The 20,487-nt window shown below is 43.1% G+C and carries 18 protein-coding genes and 2 pseudogenes; 4 read left to right on the forward strand and 16 right to left on the reverse strand.

Annotated elements, in window-relative coordinates; translation table 11 throughout:
• Positions 1-36 precede the first annotated feature (36 nt).
• From fkpB to murJ, 6 genes and pseudogenes are all read right to left on the reverse strand, one after another.
• The gene (fkpB, locus tag P7F88_RS23940; RefSeq protein WP_277828953.1) at positions 37-468 is read right to left on the reverse strand and encodes an FKBP-type peptidyl-prolyl cis-trans isomerase; all 432 of its coding nucleotides are present in this window, start codon (positions 466-468) and stop codon (positions 37-39) included.
• 107 nt (positions 469-575) lie between these two features.
• On the reverse strand, positions 576-1,079 hold the full coding sequence (gene lspA / locus P7F88_RS23945; protein WP_277828955.1) for a signal peptidase II: 504 nt from the start codon (positions 1,077-1,079) through the stop codon (positions 576-578).
• A gap of 6 nt (positions 1,080-1,085) precedes the next feature.
• Entirely contained in the window at positions 1,086-1,445 is a 360-nt protein-coding gene (locus P7F88_RS26555; RefSeq protein WP_422128589.1) for a zinc finger domain-containing protein, read from the reverse strand.
• Positions 1,434-3,916, reverse strand: a pseudogene (gene ileS, locus P7F88_RS23950) (isoleucine--tRNA ligase); the annotation flags it as partial. The gene P7F88_RS26555 and the pseudogene ileS, both read right to left, overlap by 12 nt.
• 62 nt (positions 3,917-3,978) lie before the next feature.
• The gene (gene ribF / locus P7F88_RS23955; RefSeq protein ID WP_277828957.1) at positions 3,979-4,914 is read right to left on the reverse strand and encodes a bifunctional riboflavin kinase/FAD synthetase; all 936 of its coding nucleotides are present in this window, start codon (positions 4,912-4,914) and stop codon (positions 3,979-3,981) included.
• A 98-nt stretch (positions 4,915-5,012) separates the two neighbouring features.
• Positions 5,013-6,572: a murein biosynthesis integral membrane protein MurJ gene (gene murJ, locus P7F88_RS23960; RefSeq protein WP_277828959.1), complete on the reverse strand. Its 1,560-nt coding sequence runs from the start codon at positions 6,570-6,572 to the stop codon at positions 5,013-5,015.
• Positions 6,573-6,808: 236 nt separating this feature from the next.
• Between murJ and rpsT the strand changes: the two genes are divergently transcribed.
• Entirely contained in the window at positions 6,809-7,069 is a 261-nt protein-coding gene (gene rpsT, locus P7F88_RS23965; RefSeq protein ID WP_073580153.1) for a 30S ribosomal protein S20, read from the forward strand.
• An 81-nt stretch (positions 7,070-7,150) separates the two neighbouring features.
• Here rpsT and P7F88_RS23970 read toward each other — a convergent pair whose 3' ends face one another.
• The gene (locus P7F88_RS23970) at positions 7,151-7,447 is read right to left on the reverse strand and encodes an ArsR/SmtB family transcription factor (RefSeq protein ID WP_277828961.1); all 297 of its coding nucleotides are present in this window, start codon (positions 7,445-7,447) and stop codon (positions 7,151-7,153) included.
• A gap of 136 nt (positions 7,448-7,583) precedes the next feature.
• Positions 7,584-8,474: a transcriptional activator NhaR gene (nhaR, locus tag P7F88_RS23975; RefSeq protein WP_277828963.1), complete on the reverse strand. Its 891-nt coding sequence runs from the start codon at positions 8,472-8,474 to the stop codon at positions 7,584-7,586.
• Positions 8,475-8,854: 380 nt separating this feature from the next.
• Between nhaR and P7F88_RS23980 the strand changes: the two genes are divergently transcribed.
• Positions 8,855-9,997 carry a Na/Pi symporter gene (locus P7F88_RS23980; protein WP_277828965.1) on the forward strand — a complete coding sequence of 381 codons (1,143 nt, stop codon included), beginning with the start codon at positions 8,855-8,857 and terminating at the stop codon, positions 9,995-9,997.
• Positions 9,998-10,091: 94 nt separating this feature from the next.
• Here the strand turns inward: P7F88_RS23980 and P7F88_RS23985 are convergent, their stop codons facing one another.
• The 5 genes from P7F88_RS23985 to rppH are packed head-to-tail and all read right to left on the reverse strand — an operon-like array spanning position 10,092 to position 15,386.
• On the reverse strand, positions 10,092-10,943 hold the full coding sequence (locus tag P7F88_RS23985; protein ID WP_277828967.1) for a thymidylate synthase: 852 nt from the start codon (positions 10,941-10,943) through the stop codon (positions 10,092-10,094).
• Positions 10,944-10,952: 9 nt separating this feature from the next.
• Complete coding sequence (lgt, locus tag P7F88_RS23990; RefSeq protein ID WP_277828969.1) at positions 10,953-11,780, reverse strand: prolipoprotein diacylglyceryl transferase; 828 nt, start codon at positions 11,778-11,780, stop codon at positions 10,953-10,955.
• A gap of 24 nt (positions 11,781-11,804) precedes the next feature.
• Positions 11,805-12,599: a sulfite exporter TauE/SafE family protein gene (locus P7F88_RS23995; protein WP_277828970.1), complete on the reverse strand. Its 795-nt coding sequence runs from the start codon at positions 12,597-12,599 to the stop codon at positions 11,805-11,807.
• 9 nt (positions 12,600-12,608) lie between these two features.
• On the reverse strand, positions 12,609-14,858 hold the full coding sequence (ptsP, locus tag P7F88_RS24000) for a phosphoenolpyruvate--protein phosphotransferase (RefSeq protein ID WP_277828972.1): 2,250 nt from the start codon (positions 14,856-14,858) through the stop codon (positions 12,609-12,611).
• Positions 14,859-14,867: 9 nt separating this feature from the next.
• Positions 14,868-15,386, reverse strand: coding sequence for an RNA pyrophosphohydrolase (gene rppH / locus P7F88_RS24005; RefSeq protein ID WP_277829268.1), 519 nt, complete (start codon positions 15,384-15,386; stop codon positions 14,868-14,870).
• Positions 15,387-15,987: 601 nt separating this feature from the next.
• On the opposite strand from rppH, the gene mutH reads away from it, so the two are divergent.
• Positions 15,988-16,653, forward strand: a complete 666-nt coding sequence (gene mutH, locus P7F88_RS24010) for a DNA mismatch repair endonuclease MutH (protein ID WP_277828974.1) — start codon at positions 15,988-15,990, stop codon at positions 16,651-16,653.
• A gap of 63 nt (positions 16,654-16,716) precedes the next feature.
• Here the strand turns inward: mutH and P7F88_RS24015 are convergent, their stop codons facing one another.
• Positions 16,717-17,031, reverse strand: coding sequence for a DUF6482 family protein (locus P7F88_RS24015; RefSeq protein WP_277828976.1), 315 nt, complete (start codon positions 17,029-17,031; stop codon positions 16,717-16,719).
• A gap of 121 nt (positions 17,032-17,152) precedes the next feature.
• Between P7F88_RS24015 and P7F88_RS24020 the strand changes: the two genes are divergently transcribed.
• Positions 17,153-18,187, forward strand: a complete 1,035-nt coding sequence (locus P7F88_RS24020) for an NADP(H)-dependent aldo-keto reductase (RefSeq protein WP_277828978.1) — start codon at positions 17,153-17,155, stop codon at positions 18,185-18,187.
• Between the two features lie 42 nt (positions 18,188-18,229).
• On the opposite strand, the gene P7F88_RS24025 is transcribed toward P7F88_RS24020, so the two are convergent.
• Together P7F88_RS24025 and P7F88_RS24030 are read right to left on the reverse strand one after the other, a co-directional pair.
• Positions 18,230-18,484, reverse strand: coding sequence for a DUF1127 domain-containing protein (locus P7F88_RS24025; protein ID WP_277828980.1), 255 nt, complete (start codon positions 18,482-18,484; stop codon positions 18,230-18,232).
• Between the two features lie 512 nt (positions 18,485-18,996).
• Positions 18,997-20,326: pseudogene (locus P7F88_RS24030) on the reverse strand (sigma-54-dependent transcriptional regulator).
• Positions 20,327-20,487 lie beyond the last annotated feature (161 nt).

Raw genomic sequence — 20,487 nt, forward strand, 5'->3', positions numbered from 1 at the left:
TATTGCTCTATGTAGCCCAATGCTTCTGCTGAAGTGTTATTCAACAGACAATATTTCCACGTCAAAGGTGACATCCTGACCTGCCAGCGGATGATTAAAATCAACAGTTACCGAGTCACCCTGAATTTCTTTGATAATGCCGGGAATTTCCATACCGTCAGGACCTCTGAAAGCCATAATGGTACCAACCTCAACGGCGGTATCACCGACAAACTTTGCTCTATCCATATGATGAATATTATCAGGGTTAGGAAGCCCAAACGCATCCTCAGCTTTTAGTTCAACACTACTTTTATCCCCAGCGACTAACCCTAACAGATGGCTTTCGAAGTTATCACTTAAACTGCCATCACCAATGATCAACTTAGCAGGCTTACCCATTGCATGAGTACTATCTGCGATAGAGCCATCTTTTAACTTAATCGAAAAATGCAGGGTTACTGCTGAATCATTTTTTATTGTTGTCACGTTATCTTCCTTGGGCGTTATTGTAATAATCAGTCAGTAGCTCTTTATAGACAAAAGCGCCATCGGAATCAACCGACAGCGCTTAAGGATATTAGGTAAAGTTGCTATTAGTCTGCTTTGCTATCTTTGCGGAAACTATCGAGAATAATCATTGCTGCACCTATGCAAATAGTACTATCGGCAAGGTTGAATGCTGGCCAGTGATAAGTTCCCCAGAAGAAGTCCAGGTAATCGACAACATATCCATGAACGATGCGGTCAAACACATTACCGATTGCACCACCAATGATAAAGGCGTAAGCAACGTTGTTCCATTTGTCTTTCGCAGGTAGTTTGCTCATCCAGAATGTCAGCATGCCACAAACGATAAAAGCGATCGCGGTAAAGAACCAACGTTGCCATCCGGCCTGATCACTCAGGAAGCTAAATGCAGCCCCATGGTTATGGACATATAAAAGGTTGAAGAAAGGCAAGATCTCAATACGATTCGCCCAGCCATAACCCATATTGCCCATAACAATGAACTTAATGCCGATATCCAGAACAAAGATCAGAGCCGCCAGCCACAGCCAGCGAACTCCAGACTCTTTTAGAGATAGTGAGTTGCTCATATAAAATTAAGCGAACTTACGTACTTCACCTTCGCCGTCAACGTTCGATACGCAACGACCACAGATTTTCTCATGGCCTTCAATCGTACCTACATCAGCAACGTGGTGCCAGCAACGGTCACATTTCTCAGCTTCAGAAGCCTTAACTTCAACAAATAGTCCTTCAAGCTCAGTTGCCTGTGCAGCATCTGATTTCTCGCTAACAGGTTTAACTTCCGCTTTAGAAGTCAGAAGCACGAAACGAAGCTCATCTTCCAGCTTGTTCAGTTTAACCGCCAGAGCATCATCAACATATAGCGTTACTTCTGCCTGAAGTGCTCCACCAATCACTTTTTCGTTACGTGCCGCTTCAAGAAGCTTATTCACCTGACCACGGACTTCCTGAACATCGTTCCAGAAATCATTGTTTAGCTCTTCACCTTCAGCAAGACCAAACAGGCCATCGAACCACTCTTGAGTGAAGACAAACTTCTCACGTTCGCCTGGCATCTGGTTCCAGATTTCGTCAGCTGTGAACGACATGATTGGTGCCATCCAGCGAACCAGAGCTTCAACGATGTAGTAAAGAGCCGTCTGACAGCTGCGTTGAGCATGTCCACCAAGTTTAGCGGTGTACTGACGGTCTTTGATAACGTCAAGGTAGAAAGAGCCCATCTCGATAGAACAGAACTGCATCAGACGCTGTGTAACCGCGTGAGTATTGTACTCTTCGTATGCTTTAATGATCTCTTCCTGAGCGGCAAGTGCACGACCAACAGCCCAGCGATCCAGAGCAACCATTTCTTCTGCTGGAACAATATCAGTTTCAGGGTTAAAACCACTTAGGTTGGCAAGGAAGAAACGCGCTGTGTTACGGATACGACGGTACGCATCGGCACTACGCTTCAGGATCTCATCAGATACCGCAACTTCACCAGTGTAGTCCGTAGAAGAAACCCATAGACGAAGAATATCTGCACCCAGCTTGTTAGTTACATCTTTAGGTGCAACTACGTTACCGATAGACTTAGACATCTTACGACCGTGTCCATCAACAACAAATCCGTGAGTAAGCACTTGCTTGTATGGTGCTTCACCCTTCATTGCGATAGAAGAGATCAGTGAAGACTGGAACCAACCACGGTGCTGGTCAGAACCTTCAAGGTACATATCAGCACATGCACCGTTAAACTCTTCACGGTTATCAACAACTGCGTAGTGAGTTACACCAGAGTCAAACCATACGTCTAACGTATCCAGAACTTTTTCGTAGTTCTGTGCATCAGCTTCACCCATTAGCTCAGCAGGATCGACATCCCACCATGCCTGAATACCTTTTTCTTCCACCAGCTTAGCCACTTTTTCGATAAGCGCAGGAGAATCAGGATGCAGTTCAGATGTTTCTTTATGTACAAACAGAGCGATTGGCACACCCCACGTACGTTGACGAGAGATACACCACTCAGGGCGACCTTCAATCATACCTTCAATTCGGCTCTGACCCCAATCAGGCATCCACTCAACACCCTTGATAGCTTCAAGTGCTTTGTTACGCAGACCGGCCTGATCCATTGAGACAAACCACTGAGGTGTCGCACGGAAAATAATAGGAGTCTTGTGACGCCAGCAGTGCGGGTAGCTGTGCTCGTAAGCGTGGTGATGAAGTAGAGCGCCACGCTCTTTAAGTACTTCAAGAACAGAGTCATTCGCTTTAAATACGTGCTGACCAGCAAACAGCTCTGTATCCGGAAGGAATACACCGTTTGAACCAACTGGGTTAGCTACTTCAAGGTCATATTGCTGACCTACCGCGAAGTCTTCCTGGCCATGGCCTGGTGCTGTATGAACCACACCAGTACCAGAATCAGTAGTAACGTGGTCACCAAGTATAGCTGGTACGTCGAAATCGTAAAACGGGTGGTTAAAGCGAACCAGCTCCAGATCGGAACCTTTACAGAAACCAAGGTTGTGATAGTGCTCGATACCAGCACGATCCATCACATCTTTTTCAAGCTCAGAGGCAACAATCAGACGCTGTTTACTATCGCCTTCAACCTGAATCATTACATATTCAAGATCAGCACGAACAGCTACTGCGCGGTTTGCAGGTAGAGTCCACGGTGTTGTTGTCCAGATAACAATTGAGATATCGCCTTCACCCTGATGTCCATCTGCAAAAGAGAACTTCTCTAGTACCGCAGCTTCATCAGCAGCACCAAATTTCACATCGATAGATGGTGACACTTTATCTTTATATTCAACTTCAGCTTCAGCCAGTGCTGAACCACAGTCTGTACACCAGTGAACAGGTTTGAAACCTTTAAGAAGGTGGCCTTCATCTGCAATTTTGCCCAGCGCACGGATGATGTTTGCTTCTGTAGCGAAGTCCATTGTGCGGTATGGCTTGTCCCACTCACCCAGAATACCAAGACGCTTAAAGCTCTCTTTCTGGCCTTCTACCTGACCTGCAGCATACTGGCGACATTTTTCGCGGAATTCAGCAGCAGTAACCTTCTGGCCTGGTTTGCCAACTTTTTTTCTACCATCAACTCGATAGGAAGACCGTGACAGTCCCAGCCAGGTATATAAGGGGCGTCATAACCTGAAAGTGTTTTGGATTTAATAATAATGTCTTTAAGAATCTTGTTTAGTGCGTGACCAATGTGAATATCACCGTTGGCGTATGGAGGGCCATCGTGCAATACGAAAGATTTTTTGCCTTTCTTAGCTTTACGGATTTCACCGTAAAGATCTTCTTTGTACCAACGCTTAAGCATCTCTGGTTCTCTGTTTGCCAGATTACCGCGCATTGGAAACCCTGTTTCAGGTAAGTTCAGGGTATCTTTATAGTCAGTCATCGATTCTTGATTCCATTATATTGGGCGAAGTTAGACATTACGTTAGTCGATGTAATAGTCGGCTAACTCTCTAGCTGCTGCAGCCACACCCTCGCTGCCTCAGCATCCAATTCAATTTGTGCTTTAAGTGCTTCTATAGATTCAAAGCGCTTCTCGTCTCTGATTTTTTTGAGCAGAGCGACTTCAATCTGTTTGCCGTATAAATCGGCATTAAAATCAAACAAGTGGACTTCAAGCTGCTGTCGCACACCATTTACGGTAGGTCTTTGACCAATATTGGCAACGCCTCCTACAGGCTTATCGCCAAGGCCATGAACCTGAACGACATAAACACCACACACGGGAGAAACACAACGTTTAAGCGGCACATTAGCAGTAGGGAAACCGAGTTGTCTACCCAGTTTTCTACCATGGGCCACACGCCCGTTAATGCTATAAGCTCTCCCAAGCATCATTTCTGCATCACCAAGATTATTCTCAGCCAAAGCCTGACGAATAGCAGTACTACTAACACGTTGTTCCCGCACACAGAAGCTGTTGGTATTCACCACTTCAAAGCCATGCTTTTTTCCAGCTTCTTTAAGCATCTCAAAGTTTCCGGCTCGCTTTCTGCCAAAACAGAAATCATCACCTACAACCAGAAATTTAACTCCGAGCTTTTCCACCAGAAGCTTTTCAATAAAGTCTTCAGGAGGCATATCCGCAAACTCATGATTAAAATTAACGCATAGTAAACGATCAATTTTTAACTTACTAAGCTGAACATGCTTATCGCGCAACCTTGTCAGTCGTGCTGGTGCCTTTTGCTGAACAAACAACTCCATTGGCTGAGGCTCAAAAGTCATTACTACGGAGGGTAAATTGAGCGTTTTTGCCTTTTCAGAAACCTGAGCAAGCACTTTAAGGTGTCCAAGGTGAACACCGTCAAAATTACCAATCGTTAATACACAGCCTTTATGCTGAGCTTTAATGTTATGAATGCCTCGAATCAGTTCCATTCGGATCTGCTACCAACTTAGTTATAGTTTTATGTTCAAGTATATGGCTTGTCTGAAACCGACGGATTATATACTAATAGATAGCTTGTGCCTACCTACTACGTCGCCGCTTTCAAGTGACGAAATCTGACTCCAAGTAAAAGCGCGGTAACGGCATACGTCAATCCACCCAAACCTATCATCAACGCCAACATCATAATACGTTCCGTTGTTCCCCAAGCAAGCCATTGACTCATATCATCTAGCTGGGAAAGAATGACTGCCACCATTGCGCCACCTGATATCACTAGCTTGACTACGAAATATAGTGTCTCTTTAGATATCTTATATACACCGGCAGTATGCAGCCCTCGATATAAAAGCGTCATATTAACCAGAGCAGATAAAGCTGTGGCCATAGCCAGACCAACATACCCGTAAAAATAAGCAAATATAGCGTTAAACACCATATTAGACACCATCGCTATAATGCCAAATTTCACAGGTGTTTTTGTATCTTGTCGCGAGTAATACCCAGGTGCTAATACTTTAATTAACATAAAATTAAGCAAGCCAGACGCATAGGCCGTTAGCGACAAAGATGCTTGCTGAACATCATGAGGTGAAAATTCACCACGCATAAACAGAACCATCAGCATTGGCTTCGCAAGCACCATCAAACCCAGCATTGCAGGCAATCCAAGCAGGAGCACCATGCGTACACCCCAATCCATAGTCTGGGCAAATGCTTCGCTATGGTCGTCCACATGTTTACGTGACAATGTAGGAAGAATAACGGTCGCGATTGCGATTCCAAAAAGTCCTAACGGGAATTCAAGTAATCGGTCTGAATAATAAAGCCAGCTAATTGAGCCCGTCTGAAGAAAACTTGCGATGAAGGTATCAAATAGTAGATTGATCTGGCTTACCGACACACCAAACAACGCGGGGATCATCAAAGTACGGATCTTCACAACACCTGGATCGCGCCAGCCCCATTGAGGTTTTACCAAAACACCTTCTTTTATAAGAAAAGGAATCTGGAATAGAAACTGAACCATCCCTCCTAAAAAAACACCAATGGCTAACCCGATCTCCGGTTGTGCTAAGTTTGGAGCTATAAACAACGCAGAAGCAATAATCATCACATTAAGAAAAACTGGCGTAAACGAAGATACGGCAAATTTTCCTAATGTATTTAAGACCGAACCGGATAACGCAACAAAGGTAATAAACCAGAGGTACGGAAAGGTGATTTTGAGCATCATACTCGCCAACTCAAATTTATGAGCTGATGGGCCACCATTAAGCCAATCAATGAACCACCCCGCCCCAAAGAGCGCAGTGACTACACCCGAACCTAGTACGCCAAAGAGCGTTACTATGGTCACTAAAACTCCCAGCGTTCCTGAAACTTTCGCGATCAACTGCCGCGTTTTTTCCTTATCACCACTCGCCTGATACTCTGTAAGAACTGGCACAAAAGCCTGGGAAAACGCCCCCTCAGCAAATAGTCGCCTTAAAAAGTTAGGTATTTTGTTCGCAAAAAAGAAAACATCTGCACTCGCTCCTGCCCCCATTAAATTGGCGACAACAACATCCCGAACCAGGCCAAGCACACGAGAAACCAGCGTCATGGTACTTACAACCAAGCCTGACTTAAGAAGTCTTTTACTCACGTAAACCTCGAATTATCACTACCAAAAAAACTGGCCGCATTAGGGTCCAGAATTAATAGCATTGGTATAAAAATACTGTTAGAATCCCCGCCATCTTAACCGCGTTAACCAAACTAATCCAAAATTTGTGTGGATTAGACCGGTTTTTGCACAAATCATTTGACATTCAGGCGATAAAGAGGCATATTCCTCCGCCTTAAATTGTCACCGAACTAAAGTTTTTGGGAGTTAGACCCTTGGCAAACAGTAAATCTGCTAAGAAGCGCGCTATCCAGGCTGAGAAACGTCGCCAGCACAACGCTAGCCGTCGTTCTATGATGCGCACTTACATGAAGAAAACAGTCGCTGCTATTGAAGCTGGCGATAAAGAAGCTGCAACTGCTGCATTCGCTGCAGTTACACCAATCCTAGACCGTATGGCAACTAAAGGCCTTATTCACAAGAATAAAGCTGCACGTCATAAGTCTCGCTTCGCTGCTGCTATCAAAGCTCTATAATTCGAGTTTGATGCAAGCAAGAAAAAACCGGCAACTGCCGGTTTTTTTATATCTACAATTTAGTAATTCTTTGATTCAGACTTAAGCAGCACAGTAAAGCTTGTGAAGTAAGTGAATCATCTCTTTTACTTCTGTGCTATTGAGTGAGTAATAAACGGTTTGAGCTTCTTTGCGCGTAGCAACTAAACCATCCCTTCTAAGCCAAGCTAGGTGCTGTGATAACGCAGACTGACTCAAGCTTAGCTTCTGACATAACTCACCTACAGAAAGCTCGGTATCATGCAGGATACACAAAATCTGTAATCGTCTTTCGTTAGCCATAGCTTTTAATAAAGCAACGGCTTTTGGCGAATTCTTTTCCATATCCTGTAAGTTCATTAATTTTTCTCCACTTCAGTACATCACAGAGATGCGGTTAAGACGCTTTTTCAACTCTTCCCGCAGTGACTCTATCAGGATTAACAAAATTAAAGATCTAGAGATATTAATACAATACACAAATAGATTAAAGTAATTAGTCAAATAGTTGGCTAAAATCAGCTTCACATACACTTTTTACTGCCGGATGCTGAATCATTCTCTCCGCGAATATGACGTAATACTCTTCTTTTAATTCGGATACACCATCTATTTGCTTTAATGGCATTCCATCACTCAATTCGTCCATATATAAAGTTGGTGCGAGAAAAATTACATCCTGGTTATATCGGGCAAAAGCTTTCATCAATGCAACATCATCAAATTCTCCCAAAATATTGGGTTGAATCCCCTGCTGTTCAAACCATTGGGTGACTTTACGTCCCATAGACGTTCTGCTGCCCGGTATAAGAAGTTTCTTGCCCTCTAAAACTTCAAGCGAAGACTTCATGTTTATCTCGCTGTAGGTATAAAAGCTCAGGCTACACTCACCTAACTTCTTACTGTATAACCCCGGGCTTTTACCCGAATCAACCGGGCAATCGGAAAGAATCATATCTAATTTATGTTGAGAGAGCTGATCAAGTAGCATTTCGTGAGTCGACTCGAAACACCGTAGGTGAATACTTTTGTCATCAGGAACTGTGGTCATCAACACTTTACTCACTAAGCGTTTTGACAAAGCATCGGCAACTCCCACATCAAACAACACATTCGAGCGTTGGCTGTAATTGACGATATCTAACATCTCATAGCTAAGACCAAACATTCGATCAGCATACTTATATATAAGCTGTCCCAATTCAGTTGGCTCTACGCTTCTGCCATTTCGCTTGGTTAACTTGCCATCAACCCTTTCCTCAAGAGCTTTAATCTGTGCTGTTACTGTTTGCGGCGTTAAGAACAACGCATCAGCGGCTTTAGTAATGGAGCCTTGTTTGCAAACCATCCAGAAATAATAAAGGTGATTGTAATTTAGATGAGACATACCTTGTACCGAGATTACTGTTTTCAGTCATCTTATCCCATCATATTAACAAAGCTCAATAGTTCGATAATTACGAAACATTAACCATAAAACCATTAAAACAACCCGTATATACAAGCTATATATGACATATTTATGATCAAATTTTTGCTATATTTTTTATGAAACACCACTTTTCAACAAACTTACAGACAAGATTAACTTCTTATATATCATAACGTTAACCAATGAGGGCTTGCAGGAAAACGATTGCATGTGGTACAAACCGCACACCTAAAGCTTTTATAAAACTGTAATATTAGTGAAATATTCCTTCACTAGTATCGCGAGCAGATTAATCAACCGACCAAATTTTTGTAGAAAGGTCCCGGAGAATTACGATGAATCAAGCGACAACAGCGGCAAACTCAAAAAACGGTAACCGCTGGCTGCGTTGGGTAAACCTGGCTTTCATGCTATACCTACTTTTACTTTCTGTTTCAATGGTAGGTAGCGGCTTTAAGCTAGCTACAGGTGAACAAGCAAAAACGCTATTTGAATTTGCCTCTCACCCTGTTGCAGGCCTTATGATTGGCCTGGTTGCAACGGCACTTATTCAGTCATCTAGTACGGTAACATCCATTATTGTTGGCCTGGTTGCAGGTGGCTTGCCTGTTGCGACTGCTATTCCCATGATCATGGGTGCCAACATTGGTACCACAGTAACTAACACCCTTGTTAGTTTGGGTCATGTTCGCAACAAAGATGAGTTTAAGCGCGCATTCGCGAGTGCAACTATCCATGATTTCTTTAACCTGCTAGCTGTAGCCATTTTCCTACCATTGGAAATGATCTTTGGCTTCCTCGAAAAGACTTCTCATTGGTTGGTATCTCCTATGCTAGCGACTGGTGATATGAGTATTAAAGGATTCAACTTTATTAAGCCGATCACTAAACCCGTTATCAGTGCTATTAAGGGTCCTTTGGCTGACTTTGGCCACGTTGCTGGCGGTGTTACCCTAATTGTTCTGGGTATCGCGACTATCTTTGTTGCTATCACCGTAATGGGCAAGCTAATGAAGAGCCTGATGGTTGGTCGTGCGAAAGAGATTCTGAAGAACGCAATTGGTCGTGGTCCTATCCACGGTATTTTCTCAGGCTCTATTGTAACTATCCTGGTTCAGTCTTCTTCGACTACAACCAGCCTGATGGTTCCGCTTGTTGGTACTGGCGTTCTAAAGGTTCGTGAAGTATATCCATTCACTTTGGGCGCAAATATCGGTACCTGTATCACTGCTCTGCTTGCGGCAACGGCGGTATCTGGTGAGTACGCAGTATTTGCACTTCAGATTGCATTGGTACACCTGGTCTTCAATATTACTGCGACAGTGTTTATCTACGGTATTCCGTTCCTTAGAGAACTTCCTGTTAAAGGTGCAGACTTTATCTCTGATGCAGCAATTAAGAATAAATCTGTTGTAGCGGCCTATCTGATGACTATCTTTATTATCATGCCTGGCGCTATTCTGTTCTTTACAACCTAATCGTTGAGAAAGATGAAATAAAAAAATCCCCGTAACCATCTGGTACGGGGATTTTTGTTTTTATTGTTAAAAGATTCAGCCTATAAAAAGAATCTTAAACAGAGAAAGGATACTTTATCGCTTCATGCGATTCATAACCAATCACTTCAAAATCATCCAAAGTTACCCAGGTTTCCAAATCTTCAAGAGATTTAATATCAGGGTTAATCTTAAACTGAGGCGGAGTCAGAGGCTCTCGCTTAAGCTGAACATCACGCATCAATTCCAGCTGGTCTTCATAAATATGTGCATTCACCAGCTTATGGTATGCCTTGCCCGGCTTTTTGCCTGTTATCTGAGCCATCAACGCCAGGAACACATATACCTGAACCATATTGAAATTAAGCCCCAGCGGGACGTCACAAGAGCGTTGAGTGCTATTTAGATACAAAGTATCACCAAGCAGAGAAAAGTGGTGACTGTACATACAAGGACGCAGACAGCCCATATGAAACTCACCTGGGTTGTAGAAGTTTAAGATCTCGCCTCTATCATCAATACCTTTCGACAAATCATCTACGATTTTTCTAAGCTGATCGATATGGCCACCATCGGGCTTGGCCCAGGCCCGCCCCTGAACGCCGTATACCCGTCCCATATCATCTTCACCTTTACGGTACGGATTGTTCAGCCAGGCTTCATTCAGGTTTGCGTTAGCATCCCACGTTTTGGTACCCAGTTTTCTAAAGTCTTCTGCATTGTCATAGCCACGGATATAACCAAGAAGCTCAGCCACAGCAGCTTTCCAAAAGCTTTTACGTGTTGTTACCAGCGGGAACTGGTTGTTCCCAACATCATAAGTTAAATCTTCGTTGATAACCGTCAGACAGCGCTTGCCGGTCCGCTCATTTTCAATCCAGACACCTTCATCAACGATACGCTGGCATAAATCTAAATACTGTTTCACATCTAACCTTTAATTTCTTTGATTATTTGAATTTTTTGCAATCTGTTTACTCTCATTTTTGAATGACCAGACCACAATGGCAATGCCAATGAAGATCATTGGTGAAGAGAGAATCTGTCCCATTGAAATAAAGTCACCAAACAGCCCCAGATGAGCATCGGGTTCTCTGAAATATTCAACAAAGAACCGGAATGAACCATATCCAATCAGGAACAAACCGGAAACCGCGCCAGAAGGTCTTGGTTTACGGATAAAGAAATTAAGTATCAGGAAGAGAACCACTCCTTCCAAAGCAAACTCATACAGCTGAGAAGGATGACGAGGTAAGTAACCACCACTTGGGAATAATACCGCCCAGGGTACATCGGTTACCCGCCCCCAGAGTTCATCGTTCATAAAGTTACCGATGCGTCCCATACCTAAACCAAAAGGAACTAATGGAGCAATAAAATCTGCCACATTGAAGAAACTTCTGCCATTACGATAGCCGTACCAGGCCATTGCTGCTATCACACCGAGCAAGCCACCATGGAATGACATTCCGCCAGTCCAGACCTTGAATAGGTATAGGGGATCATCAATGAAGAGATCAAAGTGGTAAAACAATACGTAGCCTACACGGCCACCAATAACGACCCCCAAAAAGCCAGCAAAAAGAAGATCAGATACCTGTTCTCGAGTCCAGCCACTGCCTTTTTTGTCTGCTCTTCGATTCGCAAGCCACAGTGCAAACATAAAGCCGAACAGGTACATTAAACCGTACCACCGAATAGATACTGGCCCCAGAGAAATCAATACAGGGTCAATTTGTGGAAATTCTATAAATGTTTGAGACATATAATACTCTTAGTCAGGCATTTCCTAGGAAAATAGCATTTTACCAGCTACAAAAAGCAAGAATATTGCAAAGATCTTTTTCAGCTGTTTAGTCGGTAGCTTCGTTGTCATGTGAGCACCAACCCGTGTTGTAAGAACAGAAGTTACTGATATTGCGAGTAGCGCAGGAAGATAAACATAACCTAGCGAATACTTAGGCAAGGCCTCAGCACCACTTCCGTGAAAGATATAGCCAATCATACCTGACATAGCGATAACGCTACCACATAAAGAAGCGGTTCCGATGGCTTTACGCATCTCGATACCAAAGCGACTCAAATAAGGGACAATTAGTGAGCCCCCACCGATACCTGCCAACGTTGAAATAGTGCCAATAAGACATCCTGAAAAAAGATTGGTTGCATTACCAGGGACATTTCTTACTCGCTCAAAGCGCACGGAAAGTATCATCTGAAGAGCGAGCAAAGCAACAATAACCCCAAATACTTTGGGTAGGAATTCAGAAGGAATGAGTTCAGCAACATACGAGCCCGCAAAACCACCCAAAATTACACCAGGTAATAACCAACGAACAATAGAGAGGCTGACATTTCCCAACCGGATATGATTTATTGCAGATGAGCCAGAAGTCAAAATAATCGTTGAAAGCGAAGTGGCCAGTGCCATTTGCATCACAATGCCATTGCTGACATCAGCCAAAGGAAGGATATACATTAATGCTGGTACTACAATCAAACCACCACCAATGCCAAGCAGGCCCGCCATACAGCCGACAATACCACCAAGCCCCAGCAAAAGAGCAATGAGTTCAATGTTCAATTTCTTATTTTACCTTTTACCAGCGCGAGTAAATCCGGCAAGCTCTTTGTCTTCCAGATATTGGAGCACAATATTATAGGTGCTTTGGCTGTATGATTGCATCAATGCATTATCAGCAAGTTGCTTTAGCTCGGAAGAATCCGACTTTCGCAAAAGGTATTTAATTCTTGCGACGTTAGAGGTGTTCATACTTAGCGATCGATAACCCATACCTACCAGCAACAGCGCTCCCACCGGGTCACCTGCGAGCTCCCCGCATACACTAACGGTTAGATTGTACTGAGTACAGGTATCTAAAATCTGCTTAAGAGCCATCAAAACCGCCGGGTGGATTGACTCGTATACATCTGACACTCTGGCGTTATTACGATCGACAGCTAACAGATATTGCGTAAGGTCGTTGCTACCTACAGAAACGAAGTCAACTTTGCTAGCAATATGAGGTAGCAAATAAATCATGGAAGGAACTTCTACCATAATCCCTATCGACGGACGGGAAACATCAGGCTTAATCTCTTTCACTTCCTGCCAGGCCTGCTCAATAAAGCGTAGTGCCTCATCGAGCTCCTGAGTACTGGATATCATTGGTAAAAGGATCTGAAGGTTATCGATACTTACACTGGCCTTAAGCATAGCCCTTAACTGAATCAGAAAAATATCTGGGTGATCCAGAGTAAAACGAATGCCACGCCAACCCAGGAATGGGTTATCTTCCTCTATAGGCAGATAAGGAAGAGCTTTGTCTCCGCCAATATCAAGGGTACGCATCACCACTTTTTTATCGCTATACGTCTGCAGTACGCTTCTATATTGCTTTGTCTGCTCTTCTTCTGAAGGAAAGCGATGTTGCAACAGAAATGAAATTTCGGTTCGGTATAAACCAACACCATTTACACCACTATTTATCGCGATATTGGTATCTGCACTTAATCCGGCATTGAGTAAAACTTCAACTTCACACCCATCTTTGGTTTTTGAAGCCTCTGACACCTCTCCTTCTACCAACTCAGAAAGTTCATCTTCCTCATCAATAAGAGACTGGTATTCAGCAAGAAGTTGAGCGTTTGGCTCAATTAGAATGTCACCACTGTAGCCATCCACAACACCGGTTCTGTTATGGATTGATGAAGGATCTAGTGTTGCCCCCATTACAGCTGGAACACCGAGCGCACGAGACAATATCGCGGCATGAGAGTTGGCTGCACCTTCTAAAGAAATAACCGCCAATAGCTTTTCTTTCGGAATACCAGCCAGCAGAGAAGCTGTAAGCTCTCTCACAACCAAAATAACAGGCTGATCTATTTCTAGCTGGCCGGTTTCAGAATTATGCAAAAAGTAGAGTAACCGTTGACCTAACTCCCGTATATCCTGCGCTCTCTCGCGCATGTAAACGTCGCTCATCTGCGCGAATCGGCTAGAGTATGTCTCAACGACTTGTCTTAGCGCCCAGTCAGCTCTATCGCCCCGGTTGATCTGAGCCTTCAGATCTGAGCGCAGCATTGGATCATTCAACAAGTGAGTAAAGAGATCAAAAATAGCCAGAGCATCTTTATTGATCTCGCTATCCAGCTTCTTACGCATTCGCCTGAAATCAGCGATAGCACTTTCGATAGCCAGCATCAACCACTCTTGTTCTTGCTCAATATCCAGCGTAGAAGCAGGGTAAACATCACTTAATTCGGGTTGAGTGTTATCCCACCAAAACTTACCAACCGCTACTCCGGGAGAGGCAGCAATCCCGGTATAAGACTCAGACTTTTTCTCTGTCAGCAACCAGTGCCCTTGCGATTGTGCGTGGGCAATAATGACAGCAACCTGAGCAGCAAGTGTCACCAGAAAAGACTCTTCCATTTCACTAAATAAACGGCGGGACTTTTGCTGAATGACAAGTACACCAAGTACCTGCTTGCGGTAAATAATAGGTGTGCCTAAAAATGAGTGATAAATATGTTCACCCAGTTCAGGGAAGAATTTGTAGTTAGGGTGTGAAGATACATCAGTAAGGTTTAGCGGTTCAGCCGACTTACGGACCAAACCAACTAATCCTTCTTCATAGCTTATATGGATTGTATTTCCCTTGAACTTAAGCCCTTGTGTTGCCATAAGTTCAAGTCGTTGTTTCTCATCGTTTGCAAGGTAGACAGTGCAACACTCCGTTTGCATTGCCTGGCAGGTTTCTTTTACCAATAACTCCAGAGCCTGATGAACATCATCAAACTTAGACACGTTTTCAACTATATCCCGTAGTTGAGTAAGCATTACCTGAATCTATCCCCTACGATTTTTACGCTTGCCTTTCACTTTTCGCTCTCTAAAGGGCATTGCTAAGGATGCAAACTCCTTCATCGCACGTCGATAAACATCTCGCTTAAAAGAAACTACCTGTCTCACTGGGTACCAATAGCTAACCCAGCGCCAACCATCAAATTCAGGGGTATTACCGCGCTGCATATTAATTCTGGACTCATCACAATCCAGACGCAGTAAAAACCATTTCTGTTTTTGTCCGATACAGACGGGTTTAGAATCCCAACGAACAAGTCGCTTTGGTAGACGATATCTTAACCAATGACGACTGGTCGCTATGATCTTCACGTCTTGCTTCGTAAGACCAACCTCTTCATACAACTCCCGAAACATTGCCTGTTCAGGAGTTTCTCCATCGTCAATTCCACCTTGTGGAAATTGCCATGAGTGTTGCCCGTATCGTTTAGCCCAGAATACCTGACCATGGTTGTTACATATTACGATTCCCACATTTAAGCGGTAACCATCGCCATCGATCACTGGCCGACCTCTAAAAATTTTTGTTGGCATGATTTTTCCACATATCCTTGTATGGAGCAAATATACAGGATGACTTTGCGTAAGTTTTATTATCCAGCCCCCATTTTTTGTCGCTTTCACAGAGCCATTTAAGTTATCAACACGGCAATGAGACCTGGCCCACATTTATTCACCTTTTCTGTGAATAAGTTTGTGTAGAATGTGTCACTTCTATCCTAAAGTGAACAATTATTATCCTTACTATAATTAAGAGCGCCAAGCAGTAATTTAAATTAATCCTTATATATCAATATATTAAAATCACCCTTCTTCTAAGTAAAAAGTATCGAATCGGCAAGGATCTTTATTTCACATAAAGTGTTCAAAGATCCATCACATCGCTCTTTATCCACATTAAACAGTACCACTTTCATTATTTCAGTTATTTTGCAACTGTTTCGTCCTGTTAAAACAACTGTTTATTGATCCAGTTTTTGATGTTTCGAGTTTGTTGATACGAAAGCTGTGGATAACTTTAAGTTTGATCATTTCTTGCACAATAAGATCCTGGTATCACTATCTGCTATAATCCTGCGCCTAATCTCTTTATTGATGTTCAAACATGAAACCAACACCAAAATCAGAGCAAGAACTCCTAGAGCGAGCCAGGTGTTTAGCAGGCCTCACCTTTCAGGAGCTCGCTGATGAAGCAGGAATTCAGGTTCCTCAAAACCTGAAACGCGATAAGGGCTGGGTTGGACAACTTCTTGAATGGCATTTAGGAGCGACGGCCGGAAGCAAACCTGAGCAAGATTTCTCCGAATTGGGAATCGAGCTTAAGAGCATTCCTATTAGCTATACAGGAAAACCACTGGAAACCACCTTTGTATGTGTTGCCCCATTAACAGGCGTACATGGCCTAACATGGGAGGCTAGTCATGTCAGACAAAAGCTCTCCCGAATCCTATGGATTCCTGTTGAGGGAGAACGAGAAATTCCGGTAGCAGAAAGAAAAGTCGGATCACCTTTACTCTGGTCTCCTAACGAAGAAGAAGAAAGGCAACTTCAGCAAGACTGGGAAGAGTTAATGGAAATGATAGTACTTGGACAGGTCGAACAAATTAATGCCAGACATGGTGAAGTTTTGCAGCTCCGGCCTAAAGCGGCAAACAGCCGAGTACTAACCGATGCTTATGGCGCTTCAGGCAAGCCTATCAAAACACTGCCAAGAGGCTTTTACCTTCGCACGCAGTTTACCGGCCAAATTTTAGAAAAATATTTCGTGTGAAAGGTCTGCCTCACCGAGTGAGAAAGATCCTAGGGTCTGCAGACCCTAGTATAAGTCTGTCGACTAATGTGGCTTAATCGATAATTCTATATCATGGTAAGGTATTGTGCCTTGTGGCGCTCCAAACTCATCATCTGTGTTGTGTAAGCGCAGATATACTGACTCTACTCCCATTCTAACAAGCTCCTCTTTAACCAAATCCAACGACTGAAAGTGCATTGGCTCACCATCTTTATGGATCGGTTCAAGCTTGTGTTTATACTCAACGGCAAGCAGATATTCAGATACATCTTCACAGCTGATCACGTAAATTTTAGGTGGTGCATAGCTATCTCTATGGTGCCCATGCAGCCAGTGATCGAGTTGATTCATTTTCATAGGTAGTACCTCCTATACTTTAAGCTTAGCTCAGCCAACGTGAAATTCTATTAACCTTTTCTTCACATCTACTGCTCTAATCCTTTATATTGAGATCAAATAACAAGCATAAGGATGTGAGATGGAATACAGAAAACTCCCAAATTCCACTCTGGAAATCAGTAAAATCTGCCTGGGAACAATGACCTTTGGCGAACAGAACACTCAAGCCGAAGCCTTTGAACAAATTGATTTTTCTCTTGAAAGAGGTATCAATTTCATCGATACAGCAGAGATGTATCCTGTACCTCCAAATGGAAAAACTCAGGGGCTGACAGAGACCTATATTGGCAACTGGATCGAAAAATCAGGTAAACGCGACAAGGTGATCCTTGCGACTAAAGTAGCAGGCCCCAGGAACGTTCCGCACATACGTGACAACATGAGTCTGGATAGAAGAAACATCCATCTGGCCGTTGATGACAGCCTTAAAAGACTCAAAACAGACTACATAGACCTTTATCAGATTCACTGGCCTCAGCGTAAAACCAACTGCTTTGGACAGTTAAACTATCCATACCCTGATGAGCAGGAAGAGGTAACTCTGATTGAATCACTAGAAGCAATGGCCGAGCTGGTTAGGGCTGGCAAGATAAGGTATATCGGTCTGTCCAATGAAACGCCATGGGGTGTAATGAAATTTCTTCATTTAGCAGATAAACACGACCTGCCTAAAGTCGTTTCGATTCAAAACCCGTATAACCTTTTAAATCGTAGCTTTGAAGTTGGGCTATCAGAAATTGCCCACTATGAAGGAGTTGAGCTTCTTGCCTACTCACCCCTTGCTTTTGGTTGCTTAAGCGGCAAGTATCTTGATGGCGCAAAACCTGCTGGAGCCCGTTGTACTATCTGGGAACGCTTTTCGCGCTACTTCACCGGACCTGGTGTGGAAGCAACCCGAGCTTATGTCGGTATAGCTAAACGCCACGGGATTGACCCTGCGCAGATGGCACTGGCTTTTGTAAATCAACGGCCATTTGTTGCTTCGAATATCATTGGAGCGACTAATCTGGAACAGCTTAAAGCTAATATAGAAAGCCTTGATGTGGTATTGAGTGACGAGCTACTCAGTGAGTTACAAGAAGTTGGAGCAAAATACTCCAACCCTTGTCCTTAACAAAGAATGGTGGGGGAAAGAAATCAACTATCCCCCTTTCAGTTACGTCGGTATTCGAGCACTTAAAACTCTACGAATATGACGAACACGACGCTCTGCAATAACGTGATCTGGTAGAGAAGGAGTGCCAACAATTCGACCGTCAGTTTCAAGGCCAATATCTCTTAGCAAGTGAGCGTTATGCCAAGGAATATCGTGCACACTTCGTCTGACTTTCTTCTTCCATATACGCTCTTCACGATGTAAATCAGCTTTAATTAAAAATGTAGCAAGTGTCAGATAAACAGAGTGAGCCATAATATTATTCTCCAGTATTAACAAGTTAGTTATCGCTGGGGAAAAGGCTTTGAATATATTACAGAAGTTTAGGATGGTCCTTTATTCCGCTGCCTTTTCTCCGCAGCCAAATAAAGGTTACGGATTAATTAGTTACGATCGGTACGCTTGTCATCAGCCATTGCCCATAGAGGCGTGGCTGGAACTGTAAGAGACATAGGCGCACAGACAATATGTTTAACGATAAAGTTATTCATCTTACGCCTCCTACTAACTAATTAATCCAATTGAAGTTTTTGTGTGAAATTTGATTCACGGTTAAATTGTAATCGTTTGCGATTATTATTCAACCAATAAATATCAACCATTTTTAAATAAATATTTTACTCTACGTTAAACTATTACCGCTTTGACAGATGGACATATATTCTATTTATGTATGTGGTAACTATATAAAATATTATTTAAGCAAATAGTAATAAACAAAAATAGGGAGCTAAACTAAGCTCCCTATTTTGATACTCTTCGCAACTTTATATGCTTTCAGCAATTAAATTATGTTTATTGAGCAGCCGATACATAGTCGCTCTTGAAACCCCGAGTTCTTTTGCCGCTGGAGACACCTGTCCATCATGTGATTCAAGAACCAACATTAAAGCATCCCTTTCTGAATCTTCTCTGATCGACTTCAGGCTGCGTTTACCATTCACCTTTTGGGGTAAATCTAACTGACAGGCTTCAATAATCGCACCATCAGACATCAACACCGCTCGTTTAATCAGGTTCATTAGCTCTCGAACATTGCCTGGCCAATGATATTGAGTCAAAGCTTTTACTGCATCTTCAGAGAGATCCTTTGCCTGTGCGTTATACTCTTTTGAATACTCCTTAACGAAACGCCTGGCCAGAATACTGATATCACCCGCACGCTCTTTCAGGCTCGGAACATTAATACGCAAAACATTAATGTAGTGATAAAGTTCATCGCTAAAATCGTTGTCAGCCAGCGCCTTGTCAATGTCTGAGCTATAGGCAGCCAAAATCCGAACATCTAACTCTACACTTCCCTTCGGTGTTTCCAGTTTCCCTTCCTGCATAAATCGAAGAAGAGAGTTTTGTTGTGAACGAGGTAAAGTAAGAATGTCGTTGAGGTATATCGTGCCTCTGTTTGCTCTTATCAGAGCAGGCTCGGGATCATCTTCTGTCGCTCCGATACCAAAAAGCTCTACCGCCATTCTGGCTTCTGAAACTGCACCACAGTTAATAGAGATAAACGGTTCTTGAGAACGGGAAGAATTAGAATGAATGGCCTTAGCGACACTCTCTTTTCCAGTGCCATTTTCGCCAAAGATTAGAATACTGACATCGGTCGAAGCGATACGTTTCACCTGTTCGCGAAGACGTTTCATCGCAACAGACTCGCCTGCCAGTCCCATATCTTTGCGACAACCATATTCTGGCCACACTTTTTTCTAACGTTAACATTCCAAGTTGGTGGCCAATTGTACTCATAAGCTGAGTATCAGGAATTGGCGCTGTAAAAAAGTCGATACAGAAGTTAACGATGAACTGACAGATGGTTGCGGATTGCAACTGTGACTCTCTGATAAAAGCCAACCAACGAACATGTTTGTAGCTACTTACCAGATTAGCGATACCATTCAGGCTAAACTCATCCTGACTTAGGTCTACTATCCCTATACAAGGTCCGGTTTCATTTAAAAGGGCATCTGCTTTCCTTAAATCTGCGCATCTTTGGCATCTCCAGCCACCCTGCTCCAGAACAGAAAACCACGGCTCATGTTTACCGCCTACCACTACTAGTGAACCCGGAACGGAATCCATTCGGAATTGAGTTCCCATTTACATGTCCTTATTTTTGAATACTAAGGTAAACGCATACAGATGTTATGTTTTATTTGCTTCGTCACAGGAGTTCACCCATAACGATTTCTGTATTGCGCTACCAACCAACCTTTAAATTACATTTTCTTAAATTTAATAATATTTACAAACAAAATATC

The organism is Vibrio hannami (genome assembly GCF_029589055.1).
GTDB classification, from domain to species: domain Bacteria; phylum Pseudomonadota; class Gammaproteobacteria; order Enterobacterales; family Vibrionaceae; genus Vibrio; species Vibrio hannami.